This is a genomic window from Pseudomonas zeae (assembly GCF_014268485.2).
In the GTDB taxonomy this organism is placed as follows: domain Bacteria; phylum Pseudomonadota; class Gammaproteobacteria; order Pseudomonadales; family Pseudomonadaceae; genus Aquipseudomonas; species Aquipseudomonas neuropathica.
This window is the reverse complement of sequence record NZ_CP077090.1, coordinates 5,495,861-5,518,409: the sequence shown is the minus strand read 5'-3', so window position 1 is coordinate 5,518,409 and position 22,549 is coordinate 5,495,861. Positions and strand designations below refer to the sequence as shown.

The following is a 22,549-nucleotide window of genomic DNA, read 5'->3' as shown; positions in this document are numbered from 1 at the left end:
GGGTTAGTTGGGTAAGCGACTTTGCAGGGTCAAGCCGATCTCTATCAGGCGCTGGGATAAAGCGCCGAGGTTACGGAACATGATGCCGCTGATCCGGGGCATCGACTGTGCCCAGATGTAAAACTGACCATTCCTGCAATTTACTACTGTTCGAACGATATTGCTGGAGCTGTCGCGACGCACGAGCATGTAGGTGTTTTGCATTTTTTTGAGTATGAACATGCCGTTGCGATTGAGGAGTGTGTTCTCTGTTGCCTCAGTCCATTGCGGCACAGGTGTTTCGATCTGCAAGCGCAGATCGGCGAATAGAATATCGGATGAGTTGCGCGTCGTTGCCCCGTTATCAAACGGGCCCCGAGTGACTTTCAGTCCCGGGTCGATACTGACGCCGGGCACTTCACTGGGCACCGCTTCTTCAATGCGTAAACCGATGCCGCCCCTGAGTTCGCTTATGCCTGGCAGATTTCTGAAAGCGTTGGTGTTCGTTGCCTCGACCAGGGCAACCCATTTTCCGGGTCTGTTGAGGAGCTCGTCACCCCACATGATTTTAGAGGCGAGCCGGGCGTGGATCATCTGCTCTTCGATCGAAGTCAGCGGTATTTTCAGTTTGTAACTGTGTGCGACTTCAAGACCATGGCTGCGGATGCCATTGGCCTGGGCAGCCTTGATCAGTTCGAGCATGTTGAATCGGTCATCAGGGTCGGTACTCAGGCCGGACAAGTAGCCGCGAAGATCCTCTGACATCTCTCCCGACAGGTAAAAGTCGTTGAGATCTGCCTGGGCAAAATCATTCAGCAAACCACGTACGTACAGTGTGTCGATATGCCGTGCGAACGCTGGCATGTTTTCGATCATGAACCGCATGCTGGCGATGCGATCAAGGGTTTCGCCGACGACCAGTCCATCGGTATTGGCAAAGATGCGATCAATCAACTCAGCCGTCTGCATCTCTGGATCGATTTTCGGGATGACTGGCCGTGCGGGCAGGTTGGTCCATTTCATCTCCGAGTAATACTCTTTGGCCTTGTTTAGCAGGGATGTACGTCTGTCGCGGAAATAAGCCTCATACGTTTCGGCAGTTGATGGATGACCACGGTTTGCACTGGAGAGCTCGTCGAAAGTCTCGGGCAGGTTCATTGCCCATCTTTTCATTTTCGCAATGTCCATTCCTACGATGTCGTTCAGGGGAGTAACCAGACGCAGTGGTCGCGCAACCGGTGAAACCGGTTCAACGAGGGGAAGCTCCGCTGACGGGGTTGATGAGGCTGGGGCCGATGATGAGGACGAGGGCAGGTCAATGCCCAGTAAACAGGCCTTGCCCAGGCATTGGCCGCCTCCCCTGAGGCGCAACGCGGGTATGCGTTCCCACTTGCCGCTACTACTCAAGCGTACTGGCAACGAGTAAGCGAACTGATTGGGTCGCTCGGGATTGACGATGGCCCAGTGGCCAGTGTCTTCGGAGTCGGCAAAGTAGCGCACGTAGTAAGCCGCACCCTCCATTTCGATGGCATAGCCCGGCTCCTTGTCCAGGCGGTAAATGCCCTCATACTTGCCTGGAGCTGCCTCTGCAGAACGCTGGGCAAGTAGCTCGTTGCATCGATATTTGGCAGGAATCTTTGGAACAGACCAACCTTGGCGCGCAGCCGGCGTGGCCAACTGCCGGGTGGATGCGATGGTGGTCCCGGTGGCGATTTCGTTTGCCAGCTCGACGGTCGCCTGTGGATCAATCGTCGCGACTGGCGGTTGATCCACAGGCGGCAAGAAGGGTACGTCAGGCGCAGTGAACTCGACCAACCCGAGCATTTCTTGCGCTTCGGCAAACTCCACCTGCGGGCCCACTTCAAGTTGCGCGCCCGTGCTGATCAGAAACGGAATGTTGAACACAATGTCGATCGCATTGAGCACTGCTCCGGTAACACCGGCTTTGCGTTCGGTTGGCGTAGTGCCGTTGATGGCCTGATCAATGTTCAATCCCATGTTCGCGATGCTGGCGCCAATCAAAGGCAACGCCAAAGGCCAGCCCACCGCTGCCATCGGGCCGAATACTTTCAGACCGGCACTCAAATAACCGATCCAGAGTTTTTTGCGCAATTGACTGTTGGAAGTGAGTACAAGGTGCGCCTCGGCAACCATGGCCGTACGTGTCGACTCGCTCAACCAAGTGAATGCGTCACCGCTGATCGCGACGTTGCTGCGATTGATCATTTGATGATCGCTGTGACCCCAAGTGCTCACCAGGCGGTTCATCAGATCGGTGAGGTTTTCGGTCAAGTGATTGCGGTCAGCCAGCGGGAAATGCTTGAGAAAAGCCGTGCGCTTGTCCTCTGAATTCATCTGCTCCAGCATCCACCAATGCAGATCCGCTTCATTCTCCATCAAGAGGAATGTCTGGGATTCACCTGGCAAGTAAAGGGTCTGGCGGCCACTGTCTTCCACCAGACGCAGTGCATTGGAAGCTACGTGGCCATCGAGATCCAGCGCCCGCACTTCAGCACCTACCGGGTGTAACGCTTGCAGCATTGGCAAGGTAACGGGCCAGGTAACGGGCCCGATTACCGAGTCGACGACGCGCTGAAAGTCAGTTCCGTCAAGGTCACCCTGTTGCAGCGCCTGCACCGCCAGGCTGAGAAAGTTGCACTTTGCCAGGGCTCGGAAGTTATCCGACGAGGTTTGCCAGAAAGTCGTCAGTTGGCCTATGTAGCGCGCGCTGAAGTCGACGTCCCAGAACGCCTTCAGCACATCACTGCCCAGCAACCGGACTTCATTGCTCTGATTGAAGTTTTCCGCCTCCGGGCCATCCGAGTAGAACCCGCAGTAAAGACCAAGCAGATCTGCGTTGTCTTGATCAGTCGCGCGAAAGCGATGGATCACCAACTGTGTGAGGGTGAGCGTTTCGTAAGGTTTTTCCAGCAAATGTTCCCAACCCGTGAAGGTCAGCGTGCTGCTCTGCGCCGTTTTGAAACGGTGGAAGTAAACACGGTCGGAATCGAGGCCGGACAGTCCGTTGTCCGCCAGTATTTCGTTGGCAACTTGATGGGCAGCGTCGAGCAGACTCGGGCAGGTCTGCACGATCGTCGCAGCAATGGCTTTGAGGGCGGTTTTGTCCGCAGCGTTTGGCAGGAGACGTCGTTCGGGGGAGGTCATGCGTTCTTCATCCTTGAGAAACAAAGACTGAGCATGACCGATTCGCTCAAGGGCAGTGCACTACCCGGCTACCGCATATTGCTCCCCTATTGATAATCGAGTGGGTGTGATGGAGGAGGGCTGTTTGTCCGGCGTCCTCCAGGCACCTGTTGCCGGTATCAAAGATATTTGGATCGAATCAGATCCGTATCGAACGGCGTCAGCCCTTTATCTAGCGCAAACACTGCCTCTGCCTGCTGCGGCGAATCCACTCGTTCTCCCCGCGCTCGAGCATGTAAGTCGAACAGCGTTTCCAGATCCGGCCGTGGTGTATGCACCAAGGCCCGTAGCATCAATGAAACCCCGCTTAGGTTTTTGTCGACGTTGTTCCACCGGGGAGATGAAGAAAGCCCCAGATCGGCCCAGACCACGCGTCGTTCCTGTAAGTCCATCACGAATGGCAGACAAATTACTGTGTCGGAGGCGATATCGATGCGGTCGACCACGGAGCGTGGCTCGAACACTTCACCCGACGCCGTGTCGGTGCGGGCCATCCATCCGGCGAAGCATTCCGGAAGATCGCAATACGGCTGCTGAGTAAAGGAGTTGATGGATGTGACGACATAGCGGATACCTTTCTCGACCAGAACATCAAGGTCGAGGTCGATGAACTCCGAAGCCCCGTCGGGCGCGTCGACGATATCGCCGCTGTGGTAGCCGCCGTAACCCTTCAGGTTGTAGTACGCGACCGTATCTTTGAACACGAAATTGGCGTCGAAAAATGCGGCGGACAAGTCGATGTCCGTACGAGCACGACCGTTCTTCCACCACAGAAACAGTCGAATGAAACGTGTGTCGGGCATTGGCAGCCGACTGCCCCGAACGAGGGTTCGCAGCGACTTCGATGAGGCACGCTGAGCCAGCGGCACCTTGTATTCGCGTAATGCTGGATCGACGTAACAGCGGCCTAATGGCGGTAGCAGCGCAAAACGATTTACCAGAGCGTCTTCGCAGATGCGAGCAGCGCGCGCCAACAGTTCAGGTGAAAGAGGCTCTCGGTGATCCCTGATGGCATAGACTTTGGCGAATGAACCTTTCGGTGTGAACGCCCGCAGGGGCAAGGGGCGCGGGGCGCGAACCTGGGCCAGCACCTGCAACAGCACAGGCGAGGACACTCGTGCTGCAACCGCCTCAAACGCGTCGAGTACCGAGTCTGCTTCCGTCGCGCGGCGCAGGGTCACATCCAGTCTTCGTGCGAACTCACCTGGACGGCTTTGTAAAAGGGGCGTAAGCGCGGTGATGTCACGCTGGGCCAGCAATGTTTCGACACGTGAGTTAAATGTGACGGGCGGATCGTTACGGCGCGCTGCCGTGATAGCGGCTAAGGCTCGAGGATACTTATCGCCGTAATCGCCGGGATGTAGTACTTCAGCCAGACGCTTCCAGCGCTCAGCATGGCGCATCACGTCTTCTGCAGCGTTGGGTATGTTATCGAGCAGGCGCAAAAATAGACGGCGCATCGAGCGCTTCATTGCTTTGAAGCGTGTCGTAGCTGTCGTCAGCGACACATCTGCGCCACTCAACGCGACTGCCAGTCGCAGCACGTCAGTTGCGGTCTCGACGTTTCGTTGCAGGAAGGCGTCTACCCTTGCATCGGTGGCGACATACCGGATCAGTGCGCCGCCAACCTGTGCACGGATCTCCCGGAACGGAATGGTCTCAGGCAGCAAGCGGAACACATCGCTTTTGTACTCTCGAATAAACCAGACTACATCGGCCGTTTCTTCTTCAGAGAGCGAAGTGCGCGATGAAACCAGCGGCTCAAGCAGTGACTCGAATTCAGAGACGCTTCCCGGTTCGATAACGCGGGATATGAAGTTGCCTTCAAGCATCGGAGGTCGAGCGTGTTCTGTTGCTGGTAAGCGCCAGAGCGTGAGGTAGTGGATGACGGCGTTAAGGTACAACTCTGCCTGGGAGGCCGTCAGAACCTGCTCCGGGAAGTCAGGATAAAACGGCCGGTGATGCACGTGAGCACCAGTCTGCCGTCGAAGCACTCTGATAATTTCGCGTAGCCAGTACTTGAGTTCTGTAGCTGACAACGTGCCGATTTGCTCAATCAGAGACTCTGACAGTACGCATCGGAGCGCCGCGATTTCCTGGACAGCCGACGCGACCTGGGCGCGCGTAGCACCGCCAGAGCCCATCGGGACGTGAACTTTGCTGCGGCGACGCAGGAACAGCTCCTGATTCATACTTGAGTTTCTCCTTTGATCGCCGTCATGGACGAGCTGCAGCATCGTGTCTACAGCAGATATAAAAACGCCTGCAAGAAAGCAGGCGCAGTGTGGAGAGCGAAACCCCTAGGTCATAGGAGGTTTAGAAGGAAGGTGTTCCATAGCCACGGCGGCATTCTACGTAAGGTTGTCTCTGTTTGTCAGGTGGTTGCCTGTCTCAACGGTAACAAGCTGCTTCGGCAGAAGATTGGTTACTAACGATCAGCCTCAATCAGGGATCCGGCTACGCAATATCAGCCCGGTATCGGACAACCGTTGAGACATGTCCTTCAGGTTGGCGAATGCGATGTCATTCACCCGCTGCCACGCAGGTCGGTGGAGGGAGACCTTGCCGTCACTCGATCGAGTGATCGGTGTGCGTTGCAGCATGCCTTGTTTGCTGCGGTGGATCAGCGTGTAGCGCTCACCTGTTTTTTCGAACAGATACATGCCGCGCCTGTACAACAGATTCTCCAGCGTTTCTTCGGTCCAGGTCACCTCGGGTGCGGGCATTTTCAAGCGCAGATCGGCGCGCAGAAAGTCTGGATTTCCTTGTCTGACAGTGCCGCCGGGCGAGCTGCCGCGTGGTACTTCAATACCCGGATCGACATCCACGCCCAGCTCTTCACCGGCGCCGACTTCATCGATTCGCAAGCCTATTCCCCCCTTCAGTTCACTGATGCCCAGCAGTCCTCTGAAGGTATTGGTGCTGTGAGCATCGGTTACTACGATCCATTTTCCCGGGCTGTTGAGGTAGACGTCACCGGTCATGATGTCGTTGGTCAGGAAGGTGTTCATCATTTGCTCGTCGACGGAGGGCAGCGGTGTTTTCATTTTGTAGCTGGCGGCGCAATCGATCGCCTGAATCCGAACCCCGTTCGCTCGCGCGACCTGGACCAGTTCCAGTGGGTTGAATCGCCCGGCGGGATCGGTGCCCAGGCTGTTCAGGTAAGTGTGTAAATCCGCAGTCATATTGCCGCTGGTGAAGTAGCGGTTCAGTTCCACTTGAGCGAAGTCACTGAGCAGGCCGCGCAGATAAAGGGTTTTCACGTGTCGGGCCAGCGCCGGCATGTTTTCAATCAGAAAACCCATGCTGGCAATACGATCGAGGGTTTCTCCGACCACCAGTCCGGAGGCACTTTCAAAAACACCATCGATGAGATCGGTCAGTGGCATCAGCCGGTTGACCCCGGGTATGACCGGGCGCGGGGGCTGGATGACCCACGGCAGGTTCTTGAAAAAGCTTCGGGCCGAACTTTGCAGAAGTTGGCGTTTGCCGGCGGCATACAACTCGAACGGATCATCCATGGCAAAACCGCCGGCACCGTCGGGCTGTAACCGGGCATGGGTTTCGTTGAGGTTTAACGCCCAGGCTTTTATCGAACGGCGTACTGACGGTTCGATGTCAAAGGCACTGGTCACCGGGCGTGGGGGCCTTGATGTCGAGGGTTGCGGTTCTTCTGCCGGTTGCACGGGCGTTTCGGGCGAGGCAGGTTCGAAGGTGTCGAGTTCGAGATCCGGAGTGCATTGTTTGCCCATGCACTGGCCGCCACCCTTGAGACCCAAGGCTGGCATGCGCTCCCATTCTCCTTCGCCATTGAGACGGACAGGCAGCGCGTGGACAAGCTGGTTTGGGCGCTCAGGGTCGACGATCGCCCAGTCGCCGTTGCCGTGAGCGTTGGCGAAGTAGCGCACATAGTACGGCGTGTCATTCATCAGAATGGCATAGGGTGGATCCGAGTCGAGGCGGTAGACACCCTGGAATTTCCCCGACTCTTCACCGAGCGCTATGCCATCAAGCAACTCGTTGCATTGGTAGCGTTCGGGCACCGGAGGCGGTAGGGCTTTCTGCGCCGGAACCAGCATCGTTTCATCAATATCTGGCCCGGGGATGTCGGCATCGTCCGGCACCATGATCGGCTCTTGGTAATCGGCTTCGGCAGAGGCATTCAAGGCTTCGCTGTACTCAGCCATTTCGGCGGCTTCTGCCGCCTCGACCTCGGCGCCAACCTCCAGCATCGGCCCGGTGCCGATCAGCAATGGAAGGTTGAATAACAGATTGATACCACTCAAAACCGCACCCAGCACGCCGGCCTTGCGTTCGGCACTTGTCTTGCCGTTTTGCGCCTGATCGATATTCAGACCCATGCTGGCAAGGGTGGCGCCAATCACCGGTAACGCCAGCGGCCAACCGACGGTGGCCATCGGCGCAAATACCTTGAGGCCCGCACTCAGATAGCCGATCCACAGTTTCTTGCGCAGATCGCCATTGGACGTCAGGGACAGGTGGGCTTCAGCAAACATCGCCTGACGTGTCGAGTCACGCAGCCAACTGAATGCATCATCGCTCAGTTGCTGGTTTGTGCGGTTGATCAGGTGATGGTCGGCCCGGCCCCAGGTGGCCACCAAGCGATTCATCAGATCGGGCATGTTCTCGCTCATGTGCTGACGATCGGCGAGGGCAAAATGCTCCAGGAAGGTCGCGCGGCGTTTGGCGTCGTTCAGTTGATCCAGAACCCACCAATGCAGGTCTGCCGGCGTTTCCTTGACCACGAACGCTGCAGTCTCACTCGGCAGATAGATTATCTGCCGACCGGCAGAATCGACGATACGCAGCAATTGCGTGGAGATATGCCCGTCAATGTCGAAGGCGAACACATTCCCCGTTGTTGTGTGGCTTGCTTGCAACATGCTCAGGGTGACCGGCCAGCTGACCGGTCCCACCACTGTGTCCACCAGCCATTGAAAGTCACTGCGGGTGAGTTGCCCAAGGTCCAGCGCCTGCACTGCACGGCTGAGGAAATTGCACTTGGCCAAGGTGCGGAAATCCTCGCCGTGGCTGTTCCAGAAGTCCGTCAGCGTGGCGCTGTAGTGCCCACTGAAATCGAGGTTCCAGAACACCTTCAGGACCTCGTTGCCGTGCAGGCACACCTGGTTTTTTTCGTCGAAATTTTCGCCCTGCGGACCTTCGCTGTAGAAGCCACCGTACAGATCGAGCAGGTCGGCGTTGTCCTGGTCGGTGGCACGAAAACGATGAATGACCAGCTGTGTCAGGGTCATCGATTCGTAGGGTTTCTCGCGGATGTGCTCCCAGCCGGTAAACGAGCGAGTGCTGCTCTGGGCCGTCTTGAAGCGATGGAAATAAACCTCATCCGGGTCGAGGCTCGACAGGCCTTTTGCTTCCAGCAGATCACGGGCGGCTTCGTGGGCAGCCTCCTGCAGTCCGGGGCAATTGTGCACGACGGTATAGGCGATTCGCTTCAGAACCGCCTTGTCTGCCGCGTTAGGTAGAAGGCTTTGTTGGGTGGCGTACATGCTTTCTCCATCCTTGAGAAATGAAGGCCGAGCATGGCCGATTCACTCAAGGGGAGTGCACTACATATATACCGCACATGATCGTTGGAAACGTGTCGGGGTCAGCGCCGTGCCACGTCGGAAAAGTAGAATTTGTCGAGGGTGTGGCGGGATTCGGTGTACTCGAACTGACGCCCGTCCTGGAGGAAGGTCTGGTTGCTGACCACGATCACATGGCTCTGGCCATCGAGGTCCAGGTGCAGTTGATCATCCTTGCTGCGCGGCACCGCTTCGATGGTGCGTTGGGCGTAGGCAATCTGTAGCTGCAGGGTCTGCTCGATATGGGCGTAGATCGATTGCTCGGCGATGTCGAGGGAAAGGCCGGGAATCACTTCGCTGACGAAGTGGTTGATGTCGAGGATCACGCGTTTACCGTCGATCCGCCGCACACGTTTGATTCGGGTGATGAGGCTGCCGGGTTCGGCATGGATGTGTTCGAGCAGGGCGCCTTCGAGCGGGATCTGGCTCAGCTCGACCACTTCGGTGCTGACATCGTTGCCCAGGCGCGGATAGGTTTCCTGGAAACTGACGATGCCGCCGAGCTGAAACTCGATCGGGTTGGTCGACAGCACAAAGGTGCCCTTGCCGTGGATTTTCTGCGCAAAGCCGCGTTCCTGAAGCAGTTCAATGGCTTTGCGCACCGTGCCTCGGCTGGCCTGATAGCTGTCCATCAGTTCGGTTTCGGAAGGCAGGCGGGCGCCGCGCTCCAGGCGTTCAGTCGTGATGCTGGCCAGCAGATCGCTATAGATCTGGTTGTATTTGCTCATGGGTAGGCTCGGTGCCGACTGTGCTCAAAGCTTCGAACCTTAAGGCCAGGGTAGGGCTTTGTCCATGTGGGCGATGGAAATCACCCTAAGGCGGGGTAGGAAAATTCGCCTTCGGTCTGGCAGGAACATACATAAACAAACTCGTCTGTACGAGTTGTTGCATTAACTCGTACAGACGAGTATTTTTCGCTTCGGCGTGCTGCCAATAACAACAATCCATAGCGGAAGAACTAGCATGAGCCACGACTATCCGAACATCGCCAGGCAATTGCTGCAAAGCCTCGGCGGCAGCGACAACCTCGAACAGGCCGCCCATTGCGTCACGCGGTTGCGGCTGGCCCTGAAAGATCCGGGCCTGGTCGACAGTGCCATGCTCAACCAGATAGACCTGGTCAAAGGCTCGTTCTTTACCGGTGGCCTGTATCAGGTGGTGATCGGTCCGGGCGAAGTGGAAAAGGTCTATGCCGAACTGCGTCGTCAGACCGGTCTCGCGGCGTCGACGATCGCTGACGTCAAACAGAAAAGTACTGAAAAGATCAACGCCATGCAGCGTCTGGTGCGGGTGTTTTCCGACGTGTTCATGCCGATTCTGCCGGCGCTGATCATTGCCGGCCTGCTGATGGGCATCAACAATCTGCTGGGTGCCAAAGGCATGTTCATCGACGGGCAGACCCTGCTCGATGCCTACCCGAAACTCGATGGGCTGTGGAGCCTGATCAATCTGATGGCCAACACCTCGTTCGTGTTTCTGCCGGCGCTGGTGGGCTGGTCGGCGGCCAAGCGCTTCGGCGGCAGCGAGATCCTCGGCATCGTCCTCGGTCTGATGCTGGTGCACCCGGATCTGCTTAACGCCTGGAACTACGGCAAGGCCGTGGCCGGGCTGGACGGGCAGCATCTGCCGTACTTCGACATTCTCGGGTTGTTTCAGGTGGAAAAGGTCGGCTATCAGGGGCAGATCCTGCCGATTCTGCTGGCCGCTTACGTAATGAGCGTCATCGAGCAATGGCTGCGCGCGCGCGTGCCCAACGCCATTCAGTTACTCGTGGTACCGATCACCACCATCGTCGTTACCGGCGCACTGGCGCTGGCCGTGATTGGCCCGGTGACCCGCCACATCGGCATCTTCATCACCGAAGGGCTGGTCATGCTGTTTGACCTGGCACCCATGGTGGGTGGCGCGATTTTCGGTCTGCTGTATGCGCCGCTGGTGATCACCGGCATGCACCACATGTTTCTCGCGGTCGACCTGCAATTGATCTCGACCCAGGGCGGTACCTTCATCTGGCCGATGATCGTCATGTCCAACCTCGCTCAGGGCAGTGCCGCCCTGGCGGTGTTCTGGATGACCCGTAATGCACGGGACAAGAGCATGGCGTCGACTTCGGCAATCTCCGCCTACTTCGGTATCACCGAGCCGGCGATGTTCGGCGTCAACCTGCGCTACAAGTTTCCGTTTTATGCCGCGCTGACCGGTTCGGCACTGGGCTGCGTGTTCCTGTCGCTGAACAAGGTTCAGGCCTCGGCCATCGGCGTCGGTGGACTGCCGGGTTTCATCTCGATCATTCCGCAGTACATCCCGATGTTTGTGCTGGGGATGCTGATTGCCATGCTCGTGCCGTTTGTTCTGACCTGTGCATTGAGCATGAAGATTGTCCGGCCCGGTTATCGGGTTGCCTGAACAATCGCTTTCGCGAGCAGGCTCGCTCCCACAGTTGATTGCATTTCAATCTGGGCGCGAGCCGCACGGACTTATTGAAGGAGTTGTGCCATGCAAGACTGGCAGCGTTCGGTGATCTACCAGATCTATCCGAAGAGTTTTCATAGTCACGCCGGCAACCCGACGGGTGATCTGCTCGGTATCGTCGCCAAACTCGATTACCTGAAGTGGCTGGGCGTCGACTGTTTATGGATAACGCCATTTCTGCGTTCGCCGCAACGCGATAACGGCTATGACATCAGCGATTACTACGCCATCGACCCGAGCTACGGCAGCATGGCCGACTGCGAATTGCTGATCGCCGAGGCGGGCAAGCGCGGGATCAGGCTGATGCTCGACATCGTGGTCAATCACACCTCGATCGAACACGTCTGGTTTCAACAGGCGCGCAGCAGCCTCGACAACCCTTACCGTGACTTCTACATCTGGCGTGATCAGCCGAACAACTGGGAATCCAAGTTCGGCGGTTCCGCCTGGGAGTACGAAGCCCAGACCGGTCAGTATTACCTGCACCTGTTCGACCACACCCAGGCTGACCTGAATTGGGATAATCCCAAGGTGCGCGCTGAAGTGTTCCGGATGATGCAGTTCTGGCGGGACAAGGGCGTGGGTGGATTTCGTCTGGACGTGATCAATCTGATCTCCAAGCCTGCGGACTTCCCCGAAGACGACAGCGATGGCCGACGCTTTTATACCGACGGGCCGAATGTCCACGCGTACTTGCAGCAGATGCACCGCGAAGTCTTCGAAGGGCACGACCTGATCAATGTCGGCGAGATGTCATCGACCAGCCTCGAACACTGCATTCGCTATTCGAATCCGCAGTCGAAAGAACTGTCGATGACCTTCAACTTTCATCACCTGAAAGTCGATTATCCAAACCTGCAGAAGTGGGTGCGCGCCGACTTCGATTTCCTTCAGCTAAAGAAAATTCTGTCCGACTGGCAGACCGGCATGCAGGCGGGGGGCGGCTGGAACGCGCTGTTCTGGTGCAACCACGATCAGCCGCGCGTGGTCTCGCGCTTCGGCAACGACGGCGAGTACCGCGAATGCTCGGCGAAGATGCTCGGCACCGCACTGCACTTTCTGCAGGGCACGCCGTTCGTGTATCAGGGCGAAGAGTTGGGCATGACCAATCCGGGGTTCGAATCGATCGAGCACTATCGCGATGTCGAGACGCTCAATATTTTTCGCCTCAAGCGCGAGGCTGGCAGCAGTGATGCCGACAACATGGCAGCGATCATGCAGAAATCCCGCGATAACGGGCGCACGCCGATGCACTGGGACGCCGGGCCAAATGCCGGTTTCAGCCGTGTCGAACCGTGGATCGGAGTGCCGGCCAATGCTGCGCAGATCAACGTCGCAAACCAGCTCGACGACCCGAACTCGGTGTTGCATCACTACCGCCGTCTGATCGCGCTGCGCCGCAGCGAATCGCTGATGACCGAAGGGGTGTACCGACAATTGCTGCCCGAACATCCGCAGGTCTGGGCGTATGGGCGTGAAGGTGACGCCGAGCGTTTGTTGGTGGTGAACAACTTCTACGGGACAACCTGTGAAGTGGAATTACCGGCGACGGTCATTAGCGAGTCGATGAGCCAGCGCCAGTTGATCAGCAATTATCCGGAGGGCGCGTTGCGCAAGCGCCAGGTGACGTTGCGACCTTACGAGTCCTTCGTCCTGCACCTGATCGATCCCTGACCTTTAACTAAAAAAACAACGTTCAAAAAACACGCAGAGCACTGCGCGGGGGATTTTTGCGCGCCGAATTCATGCAACCAGACAATAAAAACAATGGGGTGGCTTATGAAAACAACAATAAATCGCAGCCTTGCAGTCGCAGGTTTTTGCCTGGCCTTACCGCCAACGTCACAAGCGCTGGAGTTTGGCGGTTACCTGCGCAGCGGTGTCGGCACGTCAGTCAACAGCAGCGGTCAGTCGTGCTTCCAGTTACCGGGTGCGCAGACCAAATATCGCTTGGGTAACGAATGCGAGCAGTACGGCGAACTCGAGTTGCGGCAGGACCTGTACACCCTCGACGACGGTTCGGTACTGAGTGTCGACGGCATGGCCTCGCTGTATAACCGCTACGACCGCAGCCCCACGTTCAAAGACGACAATGGTTCGATCCGCTTGCCGCAGGCCTACGCACAGTGGTCGGCGATGCCCGCGCTCAACGGTGGTTCATTGTGGGCCGGACGCCGTTACTACAAGCGCAATGACATCCATATTTCCGACTTCTACTACTGGAACCAGAGCGCCACGGGGGGCGGGGTCGAAGACGTGTTGATCGGCGATCTGAAATACAGCTATGCCTTCTCGCGCAAGGACAACCTGTACCAGAAGGACTACATCAATCGGCACGACTTCAACGTCGCCGGTTTCAAGACCAATCCTGGCGGTGAGCTGGAGTTCGGCTTGAGTTATATCGACAAACCCGACAGCCGCGATGCCCACCGGGGCTGGGCGATCACCACGCAACATGTGCAGACGGAATTTCTCGGCGGCAAAAACAAACTGGCGCTGCAATACGGTGAAGGGCCGGGCACCGGGCTGGGTTATACCGGCAACGTCAAACTGGACGACAGCAACAAGAGTTACCGGATCGTCGAGTTTTTCGACTGGCAAGTGACGCCGCGTTTCGGTGGCCAGATTGAAGCGGTGTACCAGAAAGACATCCGCCCGGACGGTGTCGACCAGAACTGGATCTCCCTGGGGGTGCGACCGACTTATGCGCTCAGCGAACACTTCAAACTGGTCACCGAACTGGGTCACGATCAAGTCGAAGCTCCGGGTGGTACGCGCAAACTGAGCAAATTCACGTTTGCCCCGACCTGGTCGCCCAAAGGCCCGGAGTTCTGGGCGCGCCCCGAGGTGCGGCTGTATTACACGTACGCCACCTGGAACGAGGCGGCCAAACGGGCGGCCAACGAACTGGCGAAAGGTTCTGCACTGTCTGACACCGGCGCCTTCGGTAGCGCTCGCCACGGTGCGAATGTCGGATTGCAGGTCGAATACTGGTGGAAATAAGCGATGCTGATGGAGCGTCGCGCTCCATGGGCACTTCAAAGAACAAAACTGCAGGTGACGTCATGGCCACACCCCAACCATTGCAATTGCTGGCTCCCTTGTCCGGTGTCCTGATCGCGCTTGAGCAGGTGCCCGACCCGGTGTTTTCCGGGCGCGTGATCGGCGACGGTCTGTGCATCGACCCGACTTCATCGACCCTGTGTGCGCCCATGGCCGGCGTCATCAGCAACGTGCAGACCAGCGGGCATGCCGTGAGCATCACCGATGACCATGGCGTACAAGTGTTGATGCACATCGGCCTTGATACCGTGAACCTCGGCGGACAAGGCTTCACCCGCCTGGTTGAAGAGGGGCAACGGGTTGCCGCCGGACAAGCGTTGATCGAGTTCGACGCCGATTACATTGCCCGGCATGCGCGCAGCCTGATGACATTGATGCTGGTGATTAGCGGAGAACCGTTCACCTGGCGGGTCGCGTCGAGCGGATGGGTCGAAACCGGTCAGCCGTTGCTTGAACTCGCCCGTACTCAGGCTTGTGGCGTGGATGCTGGCGCGGCAGAAGGTCAGGCCGTGTTCTCTCAAACGTTGAAACTGCCCAATCCCAACGGATTGCACGCGCGCCCGGCAGCGGTGTTCGCGCAAGCGGCAAAGGGCTTCGCGGCAAAGATTTACCTGCATAAACAGCAGGCTCAGGCCAACGCCAAATCCCTGGTGGCGATCATGGCGTTGCAGACCGCGTGCGGCGACAGCGTGCAGGTCAGTGCGGTGGGCGAAGATGCTGACGCGGCAATCGAGGCGCTGACTCGATTACTGATTGAAGGCTGCGGTGAAGCGGTGACGGCGGTGGCGCCTGTCGAGCTGGTCGAAACCGAGGTTCTGACCCTGCTGCGTGGCGTCTGCGCGTCACCCGGTTCGGCATTGGGCCAAGTGGTGCAGATCAGCGAGCCGGTGTTCGACGTCAGCGAGTTTGGCGGCGGCGCAGACGGCGAGCGCGCGGCCCTCGCCAATGCCCTGATCGAAGCTGATCTGGCCTTGCAGCATTTGCGCGACACCGCCGCTGGCGAGGCCGAGGCCGAGATCTTCAAGGCGCATCAGGAACTGCTCGAAGATCCGGGGCTGCTCGATCAGGCCCAGGCATTGATCAGCGAGGGCAAAAGCGCGGCGTTTGCCTGGCGCGCAGCCACTGAAGAAACCGCGGCGATGTTTCGCCAACTGGGCAGTACGTTGCTGGCTGAACGGGCGGCGGACCTGACCGATGTCGGGCGCCGCGTGCTCAAGCTATTGCTGGGGATTGGCGAGCAGGCGATGGAGCTGCCGCATGGAAGCATTCTGATTGCCGATCAACTGACCCCGTCGCAGACCGCCGGCATCGATACCAGCAAGGTGCTGGGTTTTGCCACGGTCGGCGGCGGCGCAACCAGTCACGTGGCGATTCTTGCGCGCGCCTGTGGTCTGCCGTCGATCTGCGGGGTGCCGGTGCAGATGTTGGCGTTGAGTAACTGCACCCCGGTGTTGCTCGATGCCGACAAGGGCGAATTGCATGTGCGTCCCGATCCTGCGGCCGTCAGTCAATGGCAGGCGCGGCACGCACAACAGCGTCAACGCCATGAGCATGAGTTGGCCAGTGCATCGCTCGCGGCGCGGACCCGTGACGGCCATCACGTCGAGGTGTCGGCCAACGTCGCCTCGTTAGCGGAAACCGAGCAGGCCATGGCCCTTGGCGGTGCGGGCGTCGGCCTGCTGCGTTCGGAGTTTCTCTACCTGGGCCGTAATCATGCGCCGAGCCATGACGAACAGGCTGCGACCTACAGCGCCATCGCTCGCTGCGTGGGACCTGCGCACAATCTGGTGGTGCGCACCCTTGATGTCGGTGGTGACAAACCGCTGGCCTACGTGCCGATGGACAGCGAAACCAACCCGTTCCTTGGCGTGCGCGGCATTCGTTTGTGCCTGGAGCGCCCGCAGTTATTGCGTGAGCAGTTCCGGGCCATGCTCGGCTGCTGCGAGCTGACACGTTTGCACATCATGTTGCCGATGGTCACGCAACTGTCGGAGCTGCGTCTGGCGCGGCAAATGCTCGACGAGGAAATCCTCGCGCTGGGGCTAACGCAACGGCCGAAACTGGGGATCATGATCGAGGTGCCGGCCGCGGCGCTGATGGCGGACCTGTTTGCGCCGCTGGTGGATTTTTTCTCGATCGGCACCAATGACCTGACGCAATACACCCTGGCGATGGATCGCGATCACCCGCGTCTGGCCAGTCAGGCGGACAGTTTTCATCCCTCGGTATTGCGCCTGATCGCCATGACCGTCAAGGCCGCGCACGCCTATGGCAAATGGGTCGGAGTCTGCGGGGCAATGGCCTCGGAACGTCTGGCGGTGCCGTTGTTGCTGGGGTTGGGCGTGGATGAACTGTCGGTGAGCGTGCCGATGATTGCACCGGTAAAGGCGACGGTGCGCGAACTCGAGCTGGCCGATTGTCAGATCATCGCCCAACAGGTGCTGGGGCTGGAAAGTGCCGGGCAGGTGCGCGAGGCGTTGCAGCTCTTTCACGAGGCAACCGTCGATACTTTACGGGTTCTGGAGAACTGAAGATGTTGGATAAATGGCAGAAGGCATTCTGGAAAGCCCTGACCCCGGATCTGGTGGTGGACACACCCGAAGTCCCCGCCGAGCCGTGCGCCGGATTGAGCGCCGCCATCGTCGCGGCGCTGGGCGGTGTGGATAACCTCCAGTCCCAGCAACCGCTGGCGTTGACGCGGGTGCGGGTTGTATTGCGTGATGTGTCGGGTATCGATCAACAGGCGTTGAGCGTCGCCGGGGTCGCGGGCGTGATGCCCTTGGAGGACGGTGTCGTGCACCTGATTACCGGGCTGCGATCTTAAGCCGACAGCTGATGTGCGGCCTCAGGTCGCCCTTACTGTTTCTCAACCGCAGGTGTATCGTATTCGCCTTTTGCAGGCTTTCAGGGCCTGTCGCTGATACGTGAGGTAGTTGAGTTCATGTCCTTTACCCGTCGCCAAATCCTCGGTGGCCTGGCCGGTCTTGTTGTCGTTGGTGTCGGTGCGGGGGGCGCGTCGCGGTATTGGCTGGGAAAAATGGCCGACGCCGAGGCGGGCCACGACTATGAGCTGATCGCCGCCCCGCTGGACGTCGAGCTGGTGCCGGGGCACAAGACCGAGGCCTGGGCATTCGGGCCGTCGGCGCCGGGCACCGAGTTGCGGGTGCGTCAGGGTGAATGGCTGCGGGTGCGTTTCATCAACCACTTGCCGGTGGCGACGACCATTCACTGGCACGGCATTCGTCTGCCGCTGGAAATGGACGGTGTGCCGTACGTGTCGCAGCTGCCGGTGTTGCCGGGCGAGTACTTCGATTACAAGTTCCGCGTGCCGGACGCCGGCAGTTATTGGTATCACCCGCACGTCAGCAGCAGCGAAGAACTCGGGCGCGGGCTGGTCGGGCCGCTGATCATCGAAGAGCGCGAGCCGACCGGTTTCAAGTACGAAAAGACCCTGAGTCTGAAAAACTGGCACATCGATGACGAAGGCAATTTCGTCGAGTTCAGTATTCCCCGTGAAGCGGCGCGTGGCGGTACGGCGGGGCGGTTGTCGACCATCAACGGCGTGCCGACCCCGGTGATCGAGCTGCCGGCCGGGCAGATCACCCGGGTGCGTTTGCTCAACCTCGACAACACGTTGACTTACCGCATCAACATTCCCGGCGTCGAAGCGCAGATCTATGCGCTGGACGGCAACCCGGTCGAACCGCGGCCGCTGGGCAAGGAATACTGGCTGGGCCCGGGCATGCGTATCTGTCTGGCGATCAAGGCGCCGGCAGCGGGTGAAGAATTGTCGCTGCGCAACGGCCCGGTGCGTCTGGGCACGCTGCGTTCAGTGGCCAATAACGATGCGCCGACTGACTGGCCGAAAGCGCTGCCGGCCAATCCGGTGGCGGAGCCGGACCTGGCCAATGCCGAGAAACTCAACTTCAATTTCGAGTGGGTCGGCTCGGTATCGGTCAACGTCGACAACGGCAGGCCGCCGAGCCTGTGGCAGATCAACGGCAAGGCCTGGGACATCACCGACAAGACCTGCGCCGACCGGCCGATTGCCAGTCTGAAACTGGGGCAGAGCTACATCTTCGAATTGAAGAACATGACCCAGTATCAGCACCCGATCCACCTGCACGGCATGAGTTTCAAGGTGATCGCGTCGAACCGGCACAAGATCATTCCGTACTTCACCGACACCTATCTGCTGGGCAAGAACGAGCGCGCGCAAGTGGCGCTGGTGGCCGATAATCCGGGGGTGTGGATGTTCCACTGCCACGTGATCGATCACATGGAAACCGGCCTGATGGCCGCCATCGAGGTGAAGTGATGCGCCAGATTCGCCCTGCGGCAATTATCGACCGCAGCCGTGATCGCGATTTCATGCGCGAAGCGCTGCTCCTCGCCGCACAAGGCGCAGCCCTCGGCGAAGTGCCGGTGGGCGCGGTGCTGGTGCAGGACGGCGAGATCATCGGTCGCGGTTTCAACTGCCCGATCAGCGCCAGCGACCCGAGTGCCCACGCGGAAATGGTCGCCATTCGCGAAGCCGCGCAGGCGGTGGATAACTATCGTCTGCCGGGCAGCACGCTGTATGTGACGCTGGAGCCGTGCAGCATGTGCGCCGGTTTGATCGTGCATTCGCGGGTGGCGCGGGTGGTGTATGGCGCGCTGGAACCGAAAGCGGGGATTGTGCAGAGTCAGGGGCAGTTCTTCACTCAGGGCTTTTTGAATCACCGGGTGTTGTATGAGGGTGGGGTGTTGGCGGAGGAGTGTGGCGCGGTGTTGACCGAATTCTTTCGCGCCCGAAGAGCAAAAAGCCCCTCACTGTAGAGACCGGTACATCCTTTACAAATTAGACCGGGGACATCGTTTACACCTTTACAGGCTTGAAACGCGTTTGGCGCCTCTTTCAAGCCTGCCTAAACAGTGGCTGCAAAGGTACAGTTCCCAAGCGTCATCAGCCACTTCCTTCAACGCGATGTCCTCTCCAATTAGAGCCTCTCCTAGAAAAATCAGCTGTCCTTTCCATTTAATTTCCCCATTTGACCGAACCTTACGTACTTCAACATCGGAACCGTATTCAAGCGCAGGCAAGTAACCGGGATAAGCGCGTATCGACGGGCGATAGACAGATGCCGGCGGTTTCATGCCCAGCGCGGTGTGCGGTCGGTGGTGGTTGAAGTCTTGGATGAAATCCTGAAAAGCCAGCTGCTGGCGCACCAGGTTTTCCGCCGGTGGCACTGCTGCCTTTAGCGTTCGATGCATCCGTTCATGTCGACCATTTTGGTCGGGACGGCCAGGTGTAATCGTTTCGACATGGATTCCGAGCCTGATGAACCAAACCGATAACTTCGAAAGTCGCGCCAGACCTGTCGACGCAAAAGGAGCGCCATTATCAGTGCGGATCACATCCGGCAGCCCATATTCTCGAAAAGCCCACTCGAAGCCTTCCCGCGTCGGCGCTCCGTGCGTACTGGGCAAAGCGCGACAGACGAATAAAAAGCGGCTCATCTGATCGGTAATGGTCAGCGGATAGCACCAATTACCGTCCTGCATTTTGAACTGCCCTTTGTAATCAGCACACCAAGTCTGGTTGGGCGCGTCGACCGGACGTAAATGTGTTGGAGCACGGGGACGCGGGGGATAGGGCCGTCGTGCCACCACCAAACCAGCTTTCTTCAACCACTCCCCGGCGGTACTCGCCGCCGGCCATTGGATATGCGGATCGGAATCGCGCAGGCGACCAATGATCTGCTTGGGTCCCCGATCGGGATGTTCGTTTTTCTTGGCCAGCAACTTGGCGATGATTTCATCGGAAGTTTGGTGAGGGCAATTCAGCGGCTTACGCGACTGCTCTTTCAAGCCATCCACGCCCAACGCTGCATACCGTTCCAGCCACTTGTCGATGGTTGGACGACTGACGCCATACCGCCGGCTTAATTGGCTTTTGGTGTAGCTGCCGCTGAGCCAATCGCTAATTAACTTCACTCGTTGATCCATTGGGGACTCTTGTTTCCAGGGCATGGTCAGCACCTCCTGACCATGATTGATACCTGTAAACCATGTCCCCGGTCTCAAACGTAAAGGATGTACCCGGTCTTTACCCACCCTAACCCTCTCCCGGAGGGAGAGGGGACTGACCGGGTTGAATGGGCGATCTGCGCCGACCTGAGTTATCGAGTCGAACTCAAGTTTTGAAAAGCCCAAAGATCAGTTCCCTCACCCACCGTGAGAGGGGACTGACCGGGTTGAATGGGCGATCTCCGCCGACCTGAGTTATCGAGTTGAACTCAAGTTTTGAAAAGCCCAAAGATCAGTTCCCTCTCCCACAGTGAGAGGGGACTGACCGGATTGGATGGGCGAGGTGCACCGACCTGATTTATCGAGTCGAACTCAAGTTTTGAAAAGCCCAAAGATCAGCTCCCTCTCCCTGGGGAGAGGGCTGGGGTGAGGGGTGGGCTCACCGCGGTGTTTGGGCGATTGGATTATTTACGAGCGACAATCACCGCACGCATCGGCGCCGGCAATCCTTCAATCGTTTTGCTGTGATCTTCCGGATCAAGGAAATCACTCAGCGACTGATACTTCATCCACTCAGTCCCGCGCTGTTCTTCAACCGTGGTTGTGCTCACGTCCACGCAACGAATATCGGTGAACCCGGCACGGCGCAGCCACAACTCCAGCGCCGGCACCGACGGCAGGAACCACACATTACGCATCTGCGCATAACGATCTTCCGGCACCAGCACCTGATGCTTGTCGCCTTCGACCACGAGCGTTTCCAGCACCAGTTCGCCGCCCTTGACCAGGCAATCCTTCAGCGCCAGCAAATGCTCGATCGGCGAGCGACGGTGGTAGAACACGCCCATGGAAAACACCGTGTCGAAGCCTTCTAGGTTTGGCGGCAGGTCTTCGAACGGAAAGGGCAGGTGCCAGGCATTGGGTTCTGACAGATAACGCTGCACGGCCTGGAACTGGCAGAAGAACAGCCAGTTCGGGTCAACACCGATAACACTGTTCGCGCCGGCACCGAGCATGCGCCACATGTAATAACCGTTGCCACAACCAACATCGAGGATGCGTTTGCCCTTCAAGTCGAGGTGCGGAGAGACACGCGACCACTTCCAGTCCGAACGCCATTCGGTGTCGACGTGCACACCAAACAAGTCGAACGGCCCTTTGCGCCAAGGCGACAGGCCCATCAGCGCGGTACGCATCTGCGCGCGGGTTTCCTCGTCGCAGTCGGTATCGAGTTTCAGACCGTTGAGCAGGTCGACTTCGCTCGGCTGGATCTTCGGCAGGGCATCCAGCGCACTTTGCCAGCGCTCCAGGTCGCCGTGACCTTTCTCCATTTTCTTGTCGAGTTGCGCTTGCAGGGTGTTGGCCCATTCGGCCAGTGGTGTGCCGGCCAGACGGCGGGCGAGGGGGGACAGATCAATCATGGCAAGGCAATCAACGAGGCAAAGTTAAGACACTGGAACCACGGCACGACTTTCGAGAACCCGGCGGCCAGCAGGCGTTCGCGGTGTTCTTCGAGGCTGTCGGGCTTCATGACGTTTTCGATGGCGCTGCGCTTCTGGGCGATTTCCAGTTCGCTGTAGCCGTTGGCGCGTTTGAAGGCGACATGCAGATCGGTGAGCAGCGCGTGTTCTTCGGCATCGTTGAAGCGCAGCTTCTCCGAAAGGATCAGCGCGCCGCCCGGCAGCAGCGATTGGCGAATGCGCGAGAGCAACGCCGTGCGCTGATCGGGGGCGATGAATTGCAGGGTGAAGTTCAGCGCCACCACTGAGGCTGGCTGGAAGTCGAGGGCGAGAATGTCGCCTTCGATCACTTCGACCGGCAGCAACTCCTGGAACATCGAGTCCTGACCGTTGAGGTATTCGCGGCAGCGCTCAACCATCGCTGCCGAGTTATCCACAGCGATTACCCGGCAACCGTCGGTGCGCACGTGGCGACGCAGGGCTTGAGTGACAGCGCCCAAGGACGAGCCGAGGTCGTAGAGCACGCTGTTCGGCTGGGCGAACTGCGCGGCGAGCACGCCGAGGTTTTCGACGATGGTCGGGTAACCCGGCACCGAGCGCTTGATCATGTCCGGGAACACCCGCACCACGTCTTCATTGAAGGCGAAGTCAGGCACCTGGGCCAAAGGCTTGGCGAAAATACGATCGGGTTCTTTGCTCACGGCGGTTCCGGCGGTGTAAATGGAAAGGCCGGCATTTTAGCCAAAAGGGCGCGGG

General features: G+C 58.6%; 14 protein-coding genes. 7 read left to right on the top strand and 7 right to left on the bottom strand.

Features of this window, described 5'->3' with window-relative positions; all coding sequences use genetic code 11:
- Nucleotides 1-3: 3 nt before the first annotated feature.
- From HU754_RS24230 to treR, 4 genes are all read right to left on the bottom strand, one after another.
- Nucleotides 4-3,144 carry a membrane-targeted effector domain-containing toxin gene (locus HU754_RS24230; RefSeq protein WP_186624508.1) on the bottom strand — a complete coding sequence of 1,047 codons (3,141 nt, stop codon included), beginning with the start codon at nt 3,142-3,144 and terminating at the stop codon, nt 4-6.
- A 158-nt stretch (nt 3,145-3,302) separates the two neighbouring features.
- A complete protein-coding gene (locus tag HU754_RS24225) occupies nt 3,303-5,420 on the bottom strand; it encodes a TerD family protein (RefSeq protein WP_225919938.1) in 2,118 nt (705 codons plus the stop codon).
- A gap of 204 nt (nt 5,421-5,624) precedes the next feature.
- A complete protein-coding gene (locus HU754_RS24220; RefSeq protein ID WP_186624509.1) occupies nt 5,625-8,711 on the bottom strand; it encodes a membrane-targeted effector domain-containing toxin in 3,087 nt (1,028 codons plus the stop codon).
- Nucleotides 8,712-8,812: 101 nt separating this feature from the next.
- Entirely contained in the window at nt 8,813-9,517 is a 705-nt protein-coding gene (treR, locus tag HU754_RS24215) for a trehalose operon repressor (RefSeq protein WP_034156275.1), read from the bottom strand.
- 235 nt (nt 9,518-9,752) lie between these two features.
- Here treR and treP point away from each other — a divergent pair, with 235 nt between their 5' ends.
- From treP to tadA, 7 genes are all read left to right on the top strand, one after another.
- Nucleotides 9,753-11,195: a PTS system trehalose-specific EIIBC component gene (gene treP / locus HU754_RS24210; protein ID WP_186624510.1), complete on the top strand. Its 1,443-nt coding sequence runs from the start codon at nt 9,753-9,755 to the stop codon at nt 11,193-11,195.
- 90 nt (nt 11,196-11,285) lie between these two features.
- Nucleotides 11,286-12,935: an alpha,alpha-phosphotrehalase gene (gene treC / locus HU754_RS24205; protein WP_186624511.1), complete on the top strand. Its 1,650-nt coding sequence runs from the start codon at nt 11,286-11,288 to the stop codon at nt 12,933-12,935.
- A gap of 105 nt (nt 12,936-13,040) precedes the next feature.
- Nucleotides 13,041-14,264, top strand: coding sequence for a maltoporin (locus HU754_RS24200; protein WP_186624512.1), 1,224 nt, complete (start codon nt 13,041-13,043; stop codon nt 14,262-14,264).
- Nucleotides 14,265-14,326: 62 nt separating this feature from the next.
- Nucleotides 14,327-16,855: a phosphoenolpyruvate--protein phosphotransferase gene (ptsP, locus tag HU754_RS24195; protein WP_186624513.1), complete on the top strand. Its 2,529-nt coding sequence runs from the start codon at nt 14,327-14,329 to the stop codon at nt 16,853-16,855.
- 2 nt (nt 16,856-16,857) lie between these two features.
- The gene (locus HU754_RS24190) at nt 16,858-17,148 is read left to right on the top strand and encodes a PTS sugar transporter subunit IIB (protein WP_186624514.1); all 291 of its coding nucleotides are present in this window, start codon (nt 16,858-16,860) and stop codon (nt 17,146-17,148) included.
- Nucleotides 17,149-17,265: 117 nt separating this feature from the next.
- Entirely contained in the window at nt 17,266-18,642 is a 1,377-nt protein-coding gene (locus HU754_RS24185) for a multicopper oxidase family protein (RefSeq protein ID WP_122599063.1), read from the top strand.
- On the top strand, nt 18,642-19,142 hold the full coding sequence (gene tadA / locus HU754_RS24180; RefSeq protein ID WP_186624515.1) for a tRNA adenosine(34) deaminase TadA: 501 nt from the start codon (nt 18,642-18,644) through the stop codon (nt 19,140-19,142). Before HU754_RS24185 ends, tadA begins: the two co-directional genes overlap by 1 nt.
- A 48-nt stretch (nt 19,143-19,190) precedes the next feature.
- Here the strand turns inward: tadA and HU754_RS24175 are convergent, their stop codons facing one another.
- The 3 genes from HU754_RS24175 to cmoA form a co-directional block, all read right to left on the bottom strand.
- On the bottom strand, nt 19,191-20,336 hold the full coding sequence (locus HU754_RS24175; protein WP_116256756.1) for an integrase core domain-containing protein: 1,146 nt from the start codon (nt 20,334-20,336) through the stop codon (nt 19,191-19,193).
- Between the two features lie 461 nt (nt 20,337-20,797).
- A complete protein-coding gene (cmoB, locus tag HU754_RS24170) occupies nt 20,798-21,754 on the bottom strand; it encodes a tRNA 5-methoxyuridine(34)/uridine 5-oxyacetic acid(34) synthase CmoB (protein WP_186622974.1) in 957 nt (318 codons plus the stop codon).
- Nucleotides 21,751-22,494, bottom strand: a complete 744-nt coding sequence (gene cmoA / locus HU754_RS24165) for a carboxy-S-adenosyl-L-methionine synthase CmoA (protein WP_007916813.1) — start codon at nt 22,492-22,494, stop codon at nt 21,751-21,753. The genes cmoB and cmoA overlap by 4 nt, the downstream gene beginning before the upstream one ends.
- Between the last annotated feature and the right edge of the window lie 55 nt (nt 22,495-22,549).

Coding starts and splice junctions, on each gene's coding strand:
- HU754_RS24230 (WP_186624508.1), bottom strand. CDS start 3,144: ATGACCTCCCCCGAACGACGTCTCCTGCCAAACGCTGCGGACAAAACC.
- HU754_RS24225 (WP_225919938.1), bottom strand. CDS start 5,420: ATGCTGCAGCTCGTCCATGACGGCGATCAAAGGAGAAACTCAAGTATG.
- HU754_RS24220 (WP_186624509.1), bottom strand. CDS start 8,711: ATGTACGCCACCCAACAAAGCCTTCTACCTAACGCGGCAGACAAGGCG.
- treR (WP_034156275.1), bottom strand. CDS start 9,517: ATGAGCAAATACAACCAGATCTATAGCGATCTGCTGGCCAGCATCACG.
- treP (WP_186624510.1), top strand. CDS start 9,753: ATGAGCCACGACTATCCGAACATCGCCAGGCAATTGCTGCAAAGCCTC.
- treC (WP_186624511.1), top strand. CDS start 11,286: ATGCAAGACTGGCAGCGTTCGGTGATCTACCAGATCTATCCGAAGAGT.
- HU754_RS24200 (WP_186624512.1), top strand. CDS start 13,041: ATGAAAACAACAATAAATCGCAGCCTTGCAGTCGCAGGTTTTTGCCTG.
- ptsP (WP_186624513.1), top strand. CDS start 14,327: ATGGCCACACCCCAACCATTGCAATTGCTGGCTCCCTTGTCCGGTGTC.
- HU754_RS24190 (WP_186624514.1), top strand. CDS start 16,858: ATGTTGGATAAATGGCAGAAGGCATTCTGGAAAGCCCTGACCCCGGAT.
- HU754_RS24185 (WP_122599063.1), top strand. CDS start 17,266: ATGTCCTTTACCCGTCGCCAAATCCTCGGTGGCCTGGCCGGTCTTGTT.
- tadA (WP_186624515.1), top strand. CDS start 18,642: ATGCGCCAGATTCGCCCTGCGGCAATTATCGACCGCAGCCGTGATCGC.
- HU754_RS24175 (WP_116256756.1), bottom strand. CDS start 20,336: ATGCCCTGGAAACAAGAGTCCCCAATGGATCAACGAGTGAAGTTAATT.
- cmoB (WP_186622974.1), bottom strand. CDS start 21,754: ATGATTGATCTGTCCCCCCTCGCCCGCCGTCTGGCCGGCACACCACTG.